The organism is Cupriavidus sp. 05T42 (assembly GCF_056396345.1).
Window position 1 is genome coordinate 289282 of the sequence record NZ_JBFTLH010000001.1, and the last position, 17715, is coordinate 306996.

At 63.7% G+C, this 17715-nt stretch carries 12 protein-coding genes; all 12 read left to right on the forward strand.

Annotated elements, in window-relative coordinates; genetic code table 11:
* The first annotated feature begins 34 nt into the window (after positions 1-34).
* The 12 genes from tssH (at position 35) to tssM (ending at position 17689) form a co-directional block, all read left to right on the forward strand.
* Positions 35-2743, forward strand: a complete 2709-nt coding sequence (gene tssH, locus AC1EJR_RS01255) for a type VI secretion system ATPase TssH (protein WP_477146826.1) — start codon at positions 35-37, stop codon at positions 2741-2743.
* A 151-nt stretch (positions 2744-2894) separates the two neighbouring features.
* Positions 2895-3446, forward strand: coding sequence for a fimbrial protein (locus AC1EJR_RS01260; protein ID WP_092293800.1), 552 nt, complete (start codon positions 2895-2897; stop codon positions 3444-3446).
* 59 nt (positions 3447-3505) lie between these two features.
* Positions 3506-4249, forward strand: a complete 744-nt coding sequence (locus tag AC1EJR_RS01265) for a fimbria/pilus periplasmic chaperone (protein ID WP_477105159.1) — start codon at positions 3506-3508, stop codon at positions 4247-4249.
* Between the two features lie 99 nt (positions 4250-4348).
* Positions 4349-7027: a fimbria/pilus outer membrane usher protein gene (locus AC1EJR_RS01270; RefSeq protein WP_477105158.1), complete on the forward strand. Its 2679-nt coding sequence runs from the start codon at positions 4349-4351 to the stop codon at positions 7025-7027.
* A gap of 32 nt (positions 7028-7059) precedes the next feature.
* Complete coding sequence (locus tag AC1EJR_RS01275) at positions 7060-7623, forward strand: fimbrial protein (RefSeq protein WP_092293796.1); 564 nt, start codon at positions 7060-7062, stop codon at positions 7621-7623.
* 163 nt (positions 7624-7786) lie between these two features.
* Positions 7787-8323 (forward strand): type VI secretion system contractile sheath small subunit, encoded by a 537-nt coding sequence (gene tssB, locus AC1EJR_RS01280; protein WP_477146827.1) that lies wholly within the window; start codon positions 7787-7789, stop codon positions 8321-8323.
* Positions 8324-8351: 28 nt separating this feature from the next.
* A complete protein-coding gene (gene tssC / locus AC1EJR_RS01285; RefSeq protein ID WP_092293792.1) occupies positions 8352-9854 on the forward strand; it encodes a type VI secretion system contractile sheath large subunit in 1503 nt (500 codons plus the stop codon).
* Positions 9855-9969: 115 nt separating this feature from the next.
* Positions 9970-10452, forward strand: a complete 483-nt coding sequence (locus tag AC1EJR_RS01290) for an Hcp family type VI secretion system effector (protein ID WP_092293790.1) — start codon at positions 9970-9972, stop codon at positions 10450-10452.
* Positions 10453-10527: 75 nt separating this feature from the next.
* On the forward strand, positions 10528-11085 hold the full coding sequence (tssJ, locus tag AC1EJR_RS01295) for a type VI secretion system lipoprotein TssJ (RefSeq protein WP_477113158.1): 558 nt from the start codon (positions 10528-10530) through the stop codon (positions 11083-11085).
* Between the two features lie 5 nt (positions 11086-11090).
* On the forward strand, positions 11091-12440 hold the full coding sequence (tssK, locus tag AC1EJR_RS01300) for a type VI secretion system baseplate subunit TssK (RefSeq protein ID WP_477146828.1): 1350 nt from the start codon (positions 11091-11093) through the stop codon (positions 12438-12440).
* Positions 12437-13750, forward strand: coding sequence for a type VI secretion system protein TssL, long form (tssL, locus tag AC1EJR_RS01305; protein WP_369823411.1), 1314 nt, complete (start codon positions 12437-12439; stop codon positions 13748-13750). Before tssK ends, tssL begins: the two co-directional genes overlap by 4 nt.
* 12 nt (positions 13751-13762) lie before the next feature.
* A complete protein-coding gene (gene tssM / locus AC1EJR_RS01310) occupies positions 13763-17689 on the forward strand; it encodes a type VI secretion system membrane subunit TssM (RefSeq protein WP_477146829.1) in 3927 nt (1308 codons plus the stop codon).
* The last annotated feature ends 26 nt before the right edge of the window (positions 17690-17715 follow it).

Below are 17715 nucleotides of genomic sequence, written 5' to 3' on the forward strand. Positions count from 1 at the left end.
GACCCATTCCCTTCCCGGCATCTGCCGTTAGACCATGACCCCATCCAGAAAGACCCTGTTCGGCAAGCTCGGCGAAACGATGTTTCGCGGCATCGAGTCGGCCACAACGTTTTGCAAGCTCCGCGGCAACCCTTACGTCGAACTGGCGCATTGGCTGCACCAGATCCTCGCGCTGCCGGACAGTGACATGCACCGCATCTGCCGCCATGGCGGCGTGGACCGCGAGAAGCTCGACGCGGATCTGGTCCGAACACTCGCCGGCTTGCCTTCCGGCGCCAGCTCGATCAGCGATTTCTCGAACCATATCGACATCGCCATCGAGCGCGCGTGGGTGGTTGCGACACTCGAGTTCCGTGACCTGCGCGTGCGCGGCGCCTGGCTCATGGCGGCGCTACTGAAGTCGCCGGAGTTGCGGCGCGTACTGCTGTCGATTTCCCCCGAGTTCGCGAAGATCGGTGTGACCGATCTGAATGCCATGCTGCCGGCCTGGATCATCGACTCGCCAGAGGAAGGGGACTCGGCCTACGAAAGCTCCGACTTCCCGGCGGCGATGCCTGGCGTCGCGTCCGGCGCCATCGGAGACGCCTCGGTGGCCGGCTCCCCCCTGGAGCAGTACTGCGTGGACCTGACTGCCCGCGCGCGCGCCGGGGAGGTGGATCCGGTGATCGGGCGGGAACTGGAGATCCGCACGATGATCGACGTGTTGGTCCGCCGCCGGCAGAACAATCCGCTGTTGACGGGCGAGGCCGGTGTCGGCAAGACCGCTGTCGTGGAGGGGCTGGCGCTGGCCATCGTTAGGGCTGATGTGCCGTCGAAGCTGGCCGACGCGCGGGTCCTGAGCCTGGATGTGGGCGCACTGCTGGCTGGCGCGAGCATGAAGGGCGAGTTCGAGGCACGCCTCAAAGGCGTACTGGCCGCGGCGGAGACGAGTGCCGGGACCGTGATCCTGTTTGTGGACGAGATCCACACGCTGATCGGCGCGGGCGGGCAGGCTGGCACTGGCGATGCCGCGAACTTGCTCAAGCCGGCACTCGCGCGCGGCACGATCCGGACGATTGGGGCGACGACGTGGGCCGAGTACAAGCGCCATATCGAGAAAGACCCAGCGCTGACGCGGCGTTTCCAGGTGCTGCAGGTCCACGAGCCGCAGGAGCCGGCGGCCATCGACATGGTGCGCGGGCTGGTGAAGACGTTCTCGCGGCACCACGGCGTGGTGGTACTCGATGCCGCGATCCGCGCCGCGGTGGCGTTGTCGCACCGCTACATTCCGTCCCGCCAACTGCCCGACAAGGCCATCAGCCTGCTCGACACGGCGTGTGCGCGGGTTGGTCTTTCCCAACAAACGCGACCACGGGAGTTGCAGGACGTGCAGCAGCAGTTGCTGGCTGCGCGCGCCGAACTTGACCTGCTGGAGAGCGAAGCGCGCATCGGGCTCGAAGTCGACGGGAATCTGGACGACGTACGGACTCGCATTGGCGGATTGGAAACCGAGGAAGCCGCCATTACTGCAAGGTGGGATGCACAGCGGGAGGCCGCGCAGGCGTTGCTGTCCGCGCGCGAACGGATCGAACGCGGCGCGGAAGCGGAGGCAGGCACCGATGGCGAGTGGGAGCCGCTGCCTTCGATGGAGGTGCTGCGCGAACGCGAAGCAACCATGGCAGCACTCCAGGGCGAGGCGCCACTCGTGTTTGCCGAGGTCAACGAGGCGATTGTCGCCGAGGTCGTCTCCGACTGGACCGGCATCCCCGCCGGACGCATGGTGACTAACCAGGTCGCCGCCGTACAGGCCCTCCCGGCCACACTCGCCAATCGGGTGATGGGGCAGGAGAGCGCATTGCATCGGATCAGCGAACGGGTGCAGACCGCACGCGCCGGGCTGACCGACCCCGGCAAGCCGCTCGGCGTGTTCCTGCTGGTGGGCCCGTCCGGCGTCGGCAAGACCGAAACGGCGCTGGCGCTGGCGGAAGCGCTCTACGGCGGCGAGCAAAACCTGATCACGATCAATATGAGCGAGTACCAGGAGGCGCACACCGTCTCCGGGCTCAAGGGTGCGCCGCCTGGATATGTCGGCTATGGCGAGGGTGGCGTGCTGACCGAGGCGGTGCGGCGGCGGCCTTACGCGGTGGTCCTGCTTGATGAAGTGGAGAAGGCGCATCGCGACGTCCACGAAATGTTCTTCCAGGTTTTMGACAAGGGATACATGGAGGATGGCGATGGCCGCTACATCGACTTCAAGAACACGGCGATCCTGCTGACAAGCAATGTCGGCGCCGAACTGATCTCGCATCTTCATGCCGATGCCTCTGACGTGCCCGAACCCGATGCGCTGCGCGACGCGCTGATGCCGGCGCTGCTGAGCGCCTTCCCGGCCGCCTTCCTGGGCCGCGTGACCGTGGTGCCGTATCGCCCGCTGGCGCATGCGTCGCTGTCGAACATCGTCCGCCTGCACCTCGACCGCGTCGTGCAGCGCATGCAGGACCATCACGACATCGCGGTGCTCTACAGCCAGGCGGTGGTCGACTACGTGATCGGGCGTTGCCTTGTGCAGGAGACGGGCGCGCGTGCGCTGATCGGTTTCATCGACCAGCACATCCTGCCGAGATTGTCGGCGCTCTGGCTGGAATCGGTCGCGTCGCGATCCGTGCTGACGCATATCGAGGTCGATATTGGCGATGCCGAGCTGGCTCCTGCGGCGGCGCTCTGCCTGCACGCGCGGCAAGCGGAAGTCATGTCGCAGAACTGACAGGAACTTTCGTACGAGTCATATATGCGCCGGAAATGCCGGCTTGTACGATGCGTTCGTCGTGAAGTGAGGCGGGATCCGAGGTTGGTCAACGCCGTTTTGCAGCAACAGCGGAAGGACTGAATCCGCATCTCAATTGGAAGGACGTTTCATGAATAAGCAAGTACTCCAGGTTGCCGTCGCAGCATTGCTCGCGATGGGCGCCGCATCGAGCGCTGTCGCGCAGGCCGTTGTCGCGCAGGGTCAGGTGAATTTCGCTGGCCGGCTGACGGGGCAGACCTGCTCGATCACTGCCGGTGATCGCAACAAGACCGTGACGTTGCCAGCCATCTCGATTGCCAGCTTGACAACAAAGGGTCATACCGCCGGCTCGAGGCCGTTCAGCATCAATGTCGAGAACTGCCCGGTCGGGGTGAACAGCGTATCTGCGCACTGGGAGATCACGAACCTCAATCCTGAAACCGGGAACGCCCGCAATCTCGCCACCGCCACGCCCGCAGGCAACGTTGAAGTGCAGTTGCTCGATCACGACGGCGCGGTGCTGCGTCTGGGCGACAGCGGCAAGCCCATTCAGGTCGCGCGGACGGCCGCAGACGCCGTCGGTACCGCAACGCTGCACTACGGCGGCCGCTACTACGCGACCGGTGCAACGTCTGCGGGCATGGTTTCGACCACTGCGAACTTTACCCTGGCTTACAACTAAGGCATGCGGCAGATTGGCTGGCCCGCTCGCGGGGCAGCCGCTCAAGCGCGTGGAGATCAATGATGCATGTCTGGCGATGGCTCTCCTTCCTGATTGCGGCCACAGTGGGACTGGTGTCGATACCGGCCCAAGCCGCGATTGTCATTACCGGTACCCGGGTGATCTACCCGGAAAAGAGTCGCCAAGTCTCCGTGCGGCTCAACAATGTCGAGGACACGCCGGTACTGGTGCAGGCATGGATCGACGATGGCGATACGTCCGTTCCAGTTGAGAAGCTCGACGTACCGTTCATCATCACGCCGCCGGTATTCCGTGCAGAAGGCGGCAAGGGCCAGACGCTGCGGGTGAAGTTCACGGGCAAGGCGATGCCCGCGGACCGTGAGACGGTCTACTGGCTCAACATCCTCGAAATTCCGCCCAAGCCGGTGGATGCCGATAGCAGGAACATGCTCCAGCTTGCGTTTGGCACGCGCATCAAGCTCTTCTATCGACCTGCCGCGTTGCGCGACGACCCATCCGCCGGGCGTGCTGGGTTGACCTGGACGGCCGCGCGCAATGCCGAAGGCAAGCAGGTGCTGCGGGTTGGGAATCCAACCGGCTACCACGTGTCACTCGACAGCGTGTCGGCCAAAGCCGGCACCGCCGACATCAGCTACCAGCCCCAGATGGTCCCTCCATTTGGCAGTGTCGAGCTTTCCCAAGTCGGGGACCGCAATGTCTCCCCACCAAGCGGTACGGCAATCACCTATTCCCTAATCAACGACTTCGGCGCGACGGTCGAAGACGTCGCCGCGGTCCAGTAACGCCAGCAGGCAACCCAGGGCGCTTCTCGTAGTCGCCGTCAGCCGCTGATGCTGCCGCTGAGTAGGCGTGATCACATCAAAGCAAGGCGAAATGTTTCTATGAGCACCAGGCATCGTTTGGCTGTGCGTCCGTTGGCACGGACGATGATGGTCCTTGGCGCATTTGTGTGCTACGGGCTGGATGCAGAAGCAGTGCAATCGAAGCCAGGTGGCGTACCGATCGAGGAAATTGAAACGCTCAAGACGGGACCGCGGGAGCGAAGCAAGCGGCGTCATCGGCCCAAGCTCGCCTCGGTGCAGTTCAATCCAGCGTTCCTGAACGGCCAGGTCGTGAGCATTTCCCGCTTCACGAATGGCAACCCCGTGCCGCCCGGCGTATACGACGTGGATCTGTCGCTCAATGGAAATTCGCAGGGGCAGCGCGAAGTTCAGTTTGTCGCCGTGGCAGACAGTGACGTGGCGGAGCCTTGCTTCACCATCGCGGCGCTGCGCGGTCTTGGCGTCGATGTTGACAAGGCGCTTCGATCTAGCGCGGACGACGCCGGCGCCCAATCCCGTCACGCAGCAGAAGACGCTGCCTTCAGCGAAGTGGACCAATGCATACGACTGACGGACCTTGTGCCTGACGCACAGGTCGAACTCGACATCGCGGAACTGCAACTCGGTATCACCGTGCCCCAGGCGAGCATGGTGCAGACGCCATACGGGTACGTGAGCCCCGCCCTGTGGGACGCCGGCATCAAGGCGGGGCTTCTCCAGTACAACTTCAGTACATACAGCGCCAATCAATCTGGCGCCGACATGAGCAGTGCGTATCTTGGCCTGCAACTGGGCTTGAATCTGGGCCAATGGCGCTTTCGCCAGCGCTCCACGCTTGACTGGAACAGCAGCCAGGGCGGCATGCGCTGGAATAACCTGGCGACCTACGTCGAGCGAGACATTACGTCCTGGCGCAGCCGCCTGACGCTCGGCGACAGCTTCACGACCGGTGAAGTTTTCGATTCGTTCAGTGTGCGGGGGGTTCAGGTATCCAGTGAAGACCGGATGCTGCCCGACTCGATGCGTGCCTACGCGCCCATCGTACGTGGCGTGGCGGAAAGCAATGCGCGCGTGATCGTCCGCCAGAACAACGACATTCTCTACGAGACGAGCGTCCCGCCAGGGCCGTTCGAACTCGCCGACCTACCGGCGATCGGCTACGGCGGAGATCTGCGCGTTACGGTGGAAGAAGCGGATGGGCGGCGCCAGACCTTTCTGGTGCCCTTTGCCGCCGTCCCTAACCTGCTGCGCCCCGGTTTCACGAAGTTCAACGTGTCCGCAGGCCAGTACCGCGACCAGCTCGTTCAGGATGAGCCATGGGTGGTGCAAGCAACCATCCAGCGCGGCCTGAACAATATGCTGACCGGCTATACGGGTGTCCTGGGCTCCGAGGGTTACAACTCAGGCTTGCTCGGCCTCGCCGTCAACACGCCGATCGGGGCAGTCTCAGCGGATGTGACGATGGCGCGTACGGAACTACCGAGCAGTTCGCATACGGGCAGCAGCTGGCGCGTCAGCTACAGCAAACGCATTCCCGGCATTGATACGAATGTCTTGCTAGGTGCCTATCGATATTCGACAAATGGCTTCTACAGCCTGCGCGACGCCATCTACGCGCGGAACGTGCGGAATCCCGCCGGCAACCTGATGAGCTATCGCACGCGCAACCGCTTGCAGCTCAGCATCAATCAGCCGCTCGGCACGATGGGCTCCGTGTATCTCTCAGGCAGCACGCAGGACTACTGGGATGGCCGTCGCGGACGAGATACCCAGTATCAGGCTGGGTTCAGCGGCGGACGCGGCCGGGTTGGATACACGATCTACGCGCAGCAGTCGTTCGACCAAAACCGCGCCAGACATACCCTGTTCGGCGTGAACCTGACGATCTCCCTCGGCCGCAACTCCGCGGTGGATCGCGGTCCGTTCGATTCCGTGTCGACGAATTTGACAGTGGACACCAACGGCGACAGCGCCTTCCAGACCAGCCTCAATGGGTCCACTGCAGGGGAAGCGCCCATTTCGTACGGCATCAACGCCCAACGGACATCGAGCGCTGGCGACAAAACGAATCTGCTCGGTGGCAACGCCACCTATCGCTCGCGCTATGGCACATACGCCGCGAACGCCTCCATCGGGAACCAGGGCCGCCAGTTCGGCCTGAACGCGGACGGCAGCATGGTCGCGCACGCTGGCGGCGTCACATTGGGGCCGCCGCTTGGCCAGGCTGCCGCACTGGTCGAAGCCAAGGGCGCGGAAGGCGGGCGGATTGTCAACGGTCAAGGCGCGCGCATAGACGGCAATGGCTATGCCTTGCTGCCGTCCTTGACGCCCTACCGCGTGAACCGGGTGGCGATCGACCCGACTGACCTGCCGGATGACGTGGAACTGGAGACTTCCAGTGACGAGGTCGTACCGCGCCTCAACGCCCTTGTGCTCGTGAAGATGCCAACCGTCACAGGCAAAGCGGCGCTGGTGGCCATGCATGACGCGGCCGGCAAGGCCCTGCCGCTGGGCACCGCCTTGTTCGCCGCCGACGGAAAGTCGATGGGGATCGTGGGTCAGGGTGGTTTGGCGTTCCTGCGCGGTCTGGCGGGCAGGGGCGCACTGCGTGCGCGGTGGGGCGAATTGACGAACGAGTCATGCGACCTCCCGTACGAGATGCCTGCTGGCGCGGGTGCGGGCGGGGGCGGTGACTCGGCCACGCGCCTGACACTGCGCTGCGTGGCAGCGGCGAGCTGAAGCGGAATCGATGTGAGTGGAGATCCCCGAGAATGAAGATGCACGCGAAGTTGCCCGTCACACAGCAGACGCTGAGGTGCTCACCACGGAAGCTGCGGACGTCGTTGGCTGCGAGCCTGACCGTGCTGTGTTTCCCTGCCTTCGCGGATGGCACAAAACCATCGGTCGCGTTGAATTTCACGGGGAAGTACGTTACGCAAACCTGCCGCCACACAGGGGCAGTGCGGCAAAGCGTCACGCTGCCAAGCATCCCCACCGCTGCTTTAAAAAAAGCCGGAGACACAGCGGGCGACACCGCGTTCACGATCAACCTGGTATGCGAGGGCGGCCAAGAGCCCGTGGCAGTCTCGTTCGTCACCTTTAGGAAGATCGATGGGCGACTGATATCCAGTGGCACCGCGCAGAACGTCCAGGTGCAACTGCTCAAGGCGGACGGGACGCCGATCGCGGTAGGCGATGACTCCACGACTCCGATGTTTCCGATGTCCTCGACAGGGTTGATGTCGCTCTCATTCATTGCGCGGTACTACGCGACGGGAGCCACAACTCCGGGGTCGGTGACGGCCGGCACCTGGTACTTCATTGAGGTGCGCTGACGCTAGCTCAGAAACTTCTGACAAGACTMGGAACTTTCGAACGTTTCCTATATCCCGCGCCTGCCCCGAGACCTAACATGCTTCTCGCAGGCCCTGTGGCCGGAAAGGGGGCCGCGGTTCTCACGGCAAGTCCCACATCATCACGCATTCGACGGAGTATTCCATGTCAGCATCCAACAGTTCACAGAAGTTCATTGCGAGGAACCGCGCGCCGCGCGTGCAGATCGAGTACGACGTCGAGATCTACGGCTCGGAAAAGAAGATCGAGTTGCCATTCGTGATGGGCGTGCTTGCCGATTTGTCCGGCACGCAGGTGGATCCACTGCCGCCAGTGGCGGACCGCAAGTTCTTCAACATCGATGTCKACAACTTCGACGAGCGCATGAAGGCGATGAAGCCGCGTGTAGCCTTCCCGGTGGCGAACACGCTGTCGGATCAGGGCCAGTTGATGGTGGACATGACCTTCGAGAGCATCGATGACTTCTCGCCTGCTGCCATCGCCCGCAAGGTCGATGTCCTGGCCAAGCTGCTCGAGGCTCGCACGCAGCTTGCCAACCTCCAGACCTACATGGACGGCAAGTCCGGCGCCGAGGGCCTGGTTGCACAGGTGCTCAAGGATCCCGCGCTGCTGAACGCGCTGGCCAAGGCACCGCGCCCCGAAGCGGCGAACGAGGCCGACGACAAGGCCCAGGCGCAGTAAGGACCGCAACCGCAACCGAGTACAAGACATGGCAACACGTGACACGCAATACAAGGCCGCGACGGCGCAGACGCTCGACCGGCAATCCGACTTCAATGCGCTGCTGACGAAGGAATTCAAGCCGAAGACCGAGCAGGCGCGCGAGGCCGTCGAGAACGCGGTCAAGACCCTTGCGGAGCAGGCGCTGGCCAATGCCGTGACGATGTCTGACGATGCTTACAAGAGCATCGAGGCCATCATCGGCGAGATTGACCGCAAGCTGTCCGAGCAGATCAACCTCATCCTGCACCACGAGGACTTCCAGAAGCTGGAAAGCGCCTGGCGCGGGCTCCACCACCTGGTTACCAATACCGAGACCGACGAGAAGCTCCGCATCCGCTTCATGGATATCTCGAAGGAAGAGCTGCGCCGCACGATGAAGCGGTTCAAGGGCGTGGCGTGGGATCAGAGCTCCCTGTTCAAGCAGATTTACGAGGAAGAGTACGGGCAGCTCGGCGGCGAGCCTTACGGCTGCCTGGTGGCCGACTACTACTTCGACCACACGCCAGCCGACGTCGACCTGCTCGGCTCGATGGCAAAGGTGGCTGCGGCCGCGCATGCGCCGTTCATCAGCGGTGCCTCGCCGTCAGTGCTCCAAATGGATTCGTGGCAGGAACTCGCCAACCCGCGCGACCTGACCAAGATCTTCACGCAAAACCTCGAATATGCACCGTGGAATTCGCTGCGGTCCTCGGAGGATTCGCGCTACATCGGCCTGGCCATGCCGCGCTTCCTGTCCCGTCTGCCGTACGGTGTGCGCACCAATCCGGTAGATGAATTCAATTTCGAGGAAGAAACCGACGGTTCCGATCACCAGAAGTACGCGTGGTCGAACGCCGCCTACGCGATGGCAGTGAATATCAACCGCTCGTTCAAGCGCTACGGTTGGTGCACCCTGATTCGCGGCGTGGAAAGCGGTGGCGTGGTCGAGAACCTGCCCTGCCATACCTTCCCGACCGACGATGGCGGCGTGGACATGAAGTGCCCGACCGAGATCGCTATTTCGGATCGCCGCGAAGCCGAGTTGTCGAAGAACGGCTTCATGCCGCTGATTCACCGCAAGAATACCGATTACGCGGCGTTCATCGGCGCGCAGTCGCTGCAGAAGCCTGCCGAGTACTACGACCCGGACGCCACGGCCAACGCCAACCTGTCGGCGCGCCTGCCCTACCTGTTCGCTTGCTCGCGCTTTGCCCATTACCTCAAGTGCATCGTGCGCGACAAGGTCGGCTCGTTCAAGGAGCGCGAGGAAATGGAGCAATGGCTCAACGAATGGATCATGAACTACGTTGACGCCGACCCGACAAATTCGAGCCAGGAAACCAAGGCGCGCCGTCCGCTGGCCGCTGCGGAGGTGGTGGTCGAGGATGTCGAGGGCAATCCCGGTTACTACCAGGCCAAGTTCTTCCTGCGTCCGCATTTCCAGCTTGAGGGCCTGACGGTATCGCTGCGACTCGTCGCGAAACTGCCGCTGGTGAAGGCTGCCGCCTGAGCATCGTGGCGCGGCGTACGTCGCGCCTGCGAACGCTACTCCGAGTCAGGGCGGGGGCTCGTCAAACAAGCCCGCCATGGGTAAGTCATATCTACTGAACAAGGAAATTCTCACTATGGCACAAGACATCTTCCTGAAGATCAACGGCATCGATGGCGAGTCCGAGGATAGCGTCCACAAGAGCGAGATCGAGGTGTTGAGCTGGTCGTGGAGCGTCAGCCAGCAATCGAACATGCACGCCGGCTCTGGCGGCGGCGCTGGCAAGGCCACTGTCGATGACCTGCAGTTCGAGCACTATATCGACCGTGCCAGCCCGAATCTCGTGCAGTACTGCCTGCTGGGCAAGCATATCGACGAGGCTCGTCTGGTGGTGCGCAAGGCCGGCGGCAGCCCGCTCGAGTACATCAAGTTCACGATGAACGACCTGCTGGTGACGCAGGTGAGCCCTTCTGGCCTTAGCTCCGACGAAGCTCGTCCGCGCGAGATCGTGCGTCTGTCGTTCTCCCGCCTGAAGCAGGAATACGTGGTGCAGAACGCGCAGGGCGGCAGCGGCGGCGTGATCACCGCAACGTTCGACGTCAAGAAGAACACGGCCTGACCCTCCTGGTTGTCGTGCAATCCGGTTGCGATTCGGCGGCCGGATTGCACTGCGTGCAGCCAAACCGAATCGAACATGTCCATGCGCTTTGATCTGACTCCCACCGGATTGGCCGGCACCCGCGCCACTCGGTGGATGGCGATCGGGTGGTTGTTGCTGATGGTATGCCTGGTCTTGCAAGGATGCAGCACTGCACCGACGCGGAAAGAGCCGTTGCAGTTGAAGCTCCTGATCGAGACGAGCGGGAACCTGAATAGCGATGAACAAGGCCGCGCTGCGCCGGTGATGGTGCGCGTCTACGAACTGAAGTCCGCTGCGGCGTTCGATAGCGCCGACTTCTTTACGCTTCAGAACGAAGACAAGAAGGTGCTTGCCGCCGACCTGCTTGCTGTCGACGAGTTCATCATGCGGCCCGGCACCGACGAGCGTATCGAACGCAAATCCAATCCGGGCACAACAGCKATCGGCGTGCTGGTTGGTTACCGCGAACTAGGCAAGTCCGTATGGCGCGCCACGTGGCGCCTGCCCGAGGCACCCGATGCAGCCTGGTACCGCGCGGTGGTGCCCGACAGGACTGTCGCCCTGAAGATCGAGGCACGCGATCAAGCTGTTTCGATTACTGAGGTCAACTGATTGCCATGAGCTATCACAATAAGATCGTCTGGAGTGAAGGACTATTCCTGCGCCCTCAGCTGTTTCAGCAGCAAGAGCGCTATCTCGAGTATGTCGCACAGCGGTGTGTGACAACGCTTAGTCCGTTCTCATGGGGATTCAGCCAGTATGAGATCGATCAGAGTGCATTGTCCTTCGGCAAGCTGGCGATCAAACGCGGATCGGGAATCTTTCCCGATGGCACACCGTTCGACACGCCAACGGAGGCGCCACCGCCACCGCCGCTGACGATCACTCCCGAGCATCTCGGCCAGTTGATCTACCTCGCCGTGCCGCTACGCCTTGCCAACACCGAGGAGACGATCTTCGAGGAGCAGGCGGGGTCGCTGGCGCGGTATCTTGCCTTTGACGAAGCGCTACGCGATGCAAATGCGATCGGCCAAGGTCCGAAGCCGGTCCAGATGGCTAACCTGCGGCTGCGGCTGTTGCCTGAGAAGGAACTGAGCCAGTCCTGGATCGGCATCGCCGTAGCGCGCATCCAGAGCTTGCAGCCCGACGGTTCTGTCGTTCTCCATGAGCGCGACCATATCCCGCCCGTTGTGCACTTTGGCGCCAACGCCTTGTTGCGGGAATGGGTGACGCAGCTGCATGGCCTGGCGAAGCTACGCGCCGATGCGTTGGCGAACCGGCTGTCAGGCAGCCATGGGCGCACGGGTGCCGTAGCCGAAGTCGCCGACTATCTGCTGTTGCAGGTGCTCAACCGCCATGAGCCGTTGCTCGAACACATCGGGCAGATCGGCGAGACCTCGCCCGTCGAGCTCTACCGCGCGCTGCTCTTGCTGTCCGGCGACCTCGCGACCTTTGTGCGTCCGCAGACGCGGCGGCCCGAGCTTGCGCCGGGCTACGACCATGCGCGACTCTTTGAGAGCCTGTATCCGCTAGTAACCGAGGTCCATCACCTGCTGAACCAGGTGCTGATACGTGGCGCGCAACCGATTCCGCTCGTGGAGCAGCCGCATGGCATTCGCCTTGCGACAATGCTGCCCGCTGAGTTGGCCAGTTTCGAGACGCTTGTGCTTGCCGTGGGTGCGCAGATGTCGCCAGACGTCCTGCAACAACAGTTCGCCGCACAGGCCAAGATCAGCCAGCCTCAGCGCCTGCCGGAACTGATCCGTTCGCACCTGCCGGGGCTCCAGATGCTGGCGCTTCCCGTGCCGCCGCGCCAGATTCCGTTCAATGCGAATTACGTCTACTTCGAGCTGTCCCGGACCGGCGTGTTCTGGGACCAGATCGCTCAGCAGGGTGCCCTGGCGATGCATATCGCCGGCAGTTTCCCMGAGCTGAAGCTGGAACTGTGGGGAGTGCGTMATAAGTGAGCGCCGGAAATCTTGAATCGTCGGACGACTTCGCATTTCTCACGGAGGGTGGCGTGACTGACGTGCAGACGGCATCGGGCGCAAAAGTGGCGGTGCCGCGCGATGGTACGTCGCCGGTGGAGGCCGAAGTGCTGTTCGCGTTCGATCCGCCGGTGGACGCCGAACGGCGGCTCGAGACGGTGCAGCTAGCCAGGAATCCGCTCATGGAAGCGGCGAGCCCGTTACTGCGGTTGCTGGCCGACATGCCAGCGACGATGGCATCGCAGGAAGAGATCCGCGCGCTGCGCCTGCTGCTCGCGCGCGAAGTGGACCATTTCCAGACCCTCTGTGAGCGTGCCAACCTCCACTGGACGCATATGGCGGCGGTGCGCTACTGCCTGTGCACGGCGCTCGACGAAGCCGCAAACCGTACACGATGGGGCGGCGGCGGTGCCTGGGCGCGTAACAGCCTGCTGATTGCGTTCGAAGGCGAGAACGACGGTGGTGAGAAGGTATTCCTGCTGATCGGCCGGATGGCTGCTGATCCGCAAACCTACATTGACGTGCTGGAGATCCTGTACCGCATCCTTGGCCTGGGTTTCGAGGGCCGGTATAGCGTGATCGAGGATGGCCGGCGTCATCTGGAGCAGGTGCGGCATCGCCTTGCTGCGCTGGTCGCCGGCGCCCGCGACGCAGTGCCGGTCGAACTCTCCCCACGCTGGAAGCCCGCCGAGGCGGGGCGCCTGCGCGCATTGCGCGGCGTGCCGCCATGGAGCCTGGCCGCAGTGGCCGCGGTGATCGTGTTCGGCTTGTTCGCCTGGTACAAATATCAGTTGCTCACGGCCGGCAGCGCGCTAAATGCGCGCATCCATAGCATTCCGCGTGGATCAGTGCAGGCTCCGGCGCGGCTCCGCCTCTCGATCCTGCTCAAGGACGAGGTCACGCGCGGCCTCGTGAGCGTGGATGAGGACGAGCGACGCAGCCTGGTCATCTTCAAGGGCGATTCGATGTTTGCCTCCGGCAAGAACGAAGTTCGTGCAGACATGTACCCGACCCTCGAGAAGGTGGCGAAAGAGGTGGCCCGCGTGGGCGGCCAGGTCGTCGTCACCGGCCATACCGACAGCCTGCCGATCCGTTCGCGGGACTTTGCGAGCAACGAGCAGTTGTCCGAGAAGCGCGCGGCCTTTGTCGCGAAGATTCTGGAGTCGGGCGGTACGCCCGCGAATCGTATCGCGGTGCATGGCCGTGGCGATGCGCAACCCGTGGCCAGCAATGGCACGGCGGAAGGACGTTCCCGCAACCGGCGCGTGGAAGTCATGGTGACGCAGTAGCGCGGAAGCAGCATGCATAACTTGAAGACCTTCTTCTCTCCCCTGTTCTCGAAGGCGATGCTGGCATTCCTCGCCATCGTGGCGCTGGGGCTCGCCGTCTGGTTCCTCGGCCCCTGGCTCGCCTTCGGTGCCCATCATCCTCTTGGCGATCTGTCATTACGGGTGACGGCCATCGTAATGCTGGTCGCGCTGTACGTATGCTGGCTGCGTAGCTGGCCGTATAGCCCGCTCGCCGTGGCCGCCCTGTGCGTGCTGCTGTGGCATCTCGGCCCGCTCCTCGCATTCGGCGAGGTTCGTCCACTGGCCTCCTACGGCACGCGCACGATCTGCATCGTGCTGATCGTCATTGCCTATGGGGTTTACGGCGCTTGGCGTCTGTGGGGCGCATTGCGCAACAACGAGGCCCTAGTCAAGCGCATCTTCGGCTCGTCCGATGACGCGGCCGCGCGGCCGCGCGAGGAACTGCACGTGCTTGGCGCCATTGTCGGCAAGGCTGTCCAGCATATCCGGCGTATTCACGGGCACGGGCTTGGCCTGAAGCGGTACTTCGAAAGTGACCGCCAGCTCTACGACCTGCCGTGGTTCATGATGCTGGGCACGCCGGAGGCGGGCAAGACCATTGCCGCCCTGAATTCCGGGCTCGAGTTCCCGGAGGCGGACCAGATGAATGCCGTCTCGCTGAAGGCGCCGGAGGGGACGACCTATTGCGACTGGTGGTTTACCAATGAGGCGGTCCTGATTGATACGGCCGGCCGCTATGCCGATCATCGCGCCGGCGAGACGGAGGACCCCGAGCGCAACAAGACGGAGTGGATGGGCTTCCTGGGCCTGCTGCGCAAGCACCGGCCGCGCGCGCCCGTCAATGGCGTGGTGCTGGCACTCAGCGCCTCGGAGTTGTTGGGTAAGTCGGCCGATGAGCGGATCGCTCTCGCGGCCACGCTGCGCACCCGGCTGACCGAGCTACGCAAGGAACTCGGGATTCGCTTCCCGGTGTATGTGCTCGTGACCAAGGTCGATGTGCTGCCAGGCTTCAGCGAGTACTTCCAGTCACTGACGGCGGAAGGGCGTGCCCAGGTATGGGGCATCGCGGTCTCCGCTCCRGAAGACGGTGCGGCACGTCGTGTCAATGATCTGCGCGAACGGTGCGTCGAGGAAGTCGGGGTGCTTGTCGACCGCCTGGAGGCGGGCGTCAACAATCGGCTGATCKAGGAGTACGAGACCGAACGTCGCAAGCGTCTCTACGCGCTGCCGGCGGAATTCGGCTGCCTGGCCGGTGTGGTGCTCGATGTGGTGTCGCTCGTATTCATGGACTCACGCTACGACAGCACGCAGATCGACAGTGCCCTGCGCGGCGTGTACTTCTCGAGCGCAATGCAGTCGGACGTAACGATTGCCGCCGACAAGACCACGCTGCTCCAGCGGCTGCGCGGCGGCGGGGTCCGCTCGGTGCCMAGTGAAACCGGAGCGGAGGCGGAGGCCTCGCGTGCCGCGGGCGCCGAGATGTCCGGCTATCGTAGCTACTTCCTGCACAACCTGTTCCAGCAGGTGATCGTGCCGGAAGCACACCTGGTTCGGCCGAACCAGCGCTGGGAACTCCGCTTCCGGGCGATGCGCGCAGCGAGCTATCTGGCGTCAGTCGTGGTGTGTGGCTGGCTGGTCTATGCGCTCACCACGAGTTTTGAGAACAATCACGCTTATCTGACAGCCATCGAGGCGAAGGTGACCGCGCTTGACGAACGGGTCAAGGGCTATCGCAAGCGGCGCGAGCCGACGGCCTTGCCCGGCATGCTGAATGCGTCGGCAGATTTGCCGCACCTCGGGCAGCTCGATCTCGCCAATCCTGGCTTCGACTATCGGTACGGGCTCTACGCCGCACCCCCCGTCATGGATGCCTCGGGGAGCACCTACGCCATCCTGTTGCGCCAGATGCTGCTGCCGCATGTCGTACGGCGTCTGGAGGATTCGCTCGATGCGCGAATGGAGGCTGGTGACCCCGATGGCGTCTATAGCGCCCTGACGGCCTACCTGATGCTGTACGACAGGAAGCACTTCGACGCCGCAGTGTTCAAGGCGTGGGTGCTCAAGGACTGGGAGCAGTCGGACAGCAGCGCGGCGTTCGGCGAGCCCCATCGGATGCGCCAGCACCTTCAGGCGCTGTTCGATGGCGACGACCTGTCGCCGAGCACGCCACAAAACGCGTTGCTCGTGGACCGCGCGCGTCGCTACCTGAGCAGCAACCCGGCGCCGCGACGGCTCTATGAACGAGCCATGGCGGAGATGGCCAAGGAGGCGCCCGAGCCGATCACCCTGGCGCGCGCTGCGGGGTTGCAGGCCGGTTCGGTGCTGACGCTCGCGGACAGCGCGCTGCTCGAGCAGGGCGTGCCCGGCCTCTACACATACGATGGTTACCACAAGGTATTCGCGCGGCGGCTGGCGCACTTCCTTGTCAAGGCTCAGCCTGCGGATGCCTGGATCATGGGGCGTACGGAGTTGCAGGCGAAGGCTGGCTACGGCCAGGACGTCGCCACGCTGATGGCCAGTTCGCCGCTGGCGGAGGACATCCGCCGTCAATACCTGATCGACTACGCCAACTACTGGCAGCGTTTCCTGGAAAGCGTGCGGCCCGCGATGCCGGACGCGGCGGAGCAGGGTGGTTCAACTGTGCTCGATCTTCAGATCCTGCGCATTCTGTCTTCAGCGGATTCCCCGCTGGCACGACTGGCCCGTACGGCAATACGCGAGACATCGCTGTCGGTCGCGGATGACGAGGATGATGGCGTCAATACCGCGCAGAAGGTCGTCACGGCCTCTGGCATGTCCGCGCGGCTCCATACGGTGACACGGGCTGCCAGTGCTGCATCCGCGCTTGGCGGCACGAACCGGCTGCGCCGCGTGGAGCGCGATCTGGTCGACAACCGTTTTGCAGCGCTGCGCGAAGTGGTGACCGGGCACGCCGATTCAGGTGCCGGCACGACACCCGCCAGCGCGCCGGTGGCGGCGGCCGGTTCCGGGGGCAATGCGCTCCAGCTGGGCGGCATCATGGCGCTGCTGGGTGAGCAGTACACCCGGCTTTCCGTGGCGGGCGCCGCGCTTGCGGCGAACAGTATGCCGCCGGCGGTCGACATCGGCACGATGCTGCAACTGGAAGCCGAGAAGCTCCCCGCGCCATTCCGCGCCGTGCTGGCCGGCATATCGGTCCAGGTGACGCAGAAGGTCAACGCGGGCGTTGGCACGCTGCTGGCATCCCAACTCKAATCATCGGTCGGTGCGGCGTGCCGCCGGGCGATCGCGGGCAAGTATCCGTTCGTGGCAGGGGCGAGCCAGGATGTGGACATTGAAGACTTCCACCACATCTTCGCGGCCGATGGCCTGCTGGATGCTTTCTTCACCCGGACGCTCGCGCCGAACGTGGATACCAGTTCGCGGCCCTGGCGCTACAAGGCGCTCAGCCCGGGCATGCCGCCCGTCCACGGGCCGAGCCTGGAGCCGTTCGAACGGGCTGCGGCCATCCGCGAGACGTTCTTCCGCGAATCGGGCGGGAAGCGCATGGCGTGGAAGGTCGACGCCCGGGTGGCCAATCTCGACCCCGAGATTCTGGAACTCTCGCTCGACATCGACGGCCAGCAGATTCGCTATGCACATGGCCCGGTCGTGACATTCCAGCTCGGATGGCCGGGCCCACGCGGCGGGGCGGTGGCCGGCATGTCGGCCAGCCCGAAGATCCGGCCCGACACGTCGACGATCGTGACATCGGGTCCGTGGGCGCTGTTCCGGCTGATCGACCGAGGGCGGCCAGTTGGCACGGCCTCGGCCAGCCGCATGGTCGTGGATTTTACATTCGACGATCGCCATGCCGCACTGGAACTCGTGACGGGCGGGCACGCGAATGCGTTGTCCGGCCAGCTTCTCAGGGGTTTCGCCTGCCCGAAAGGCGCGTAGCGCCGGCCGTGCCGACGACGATGGAA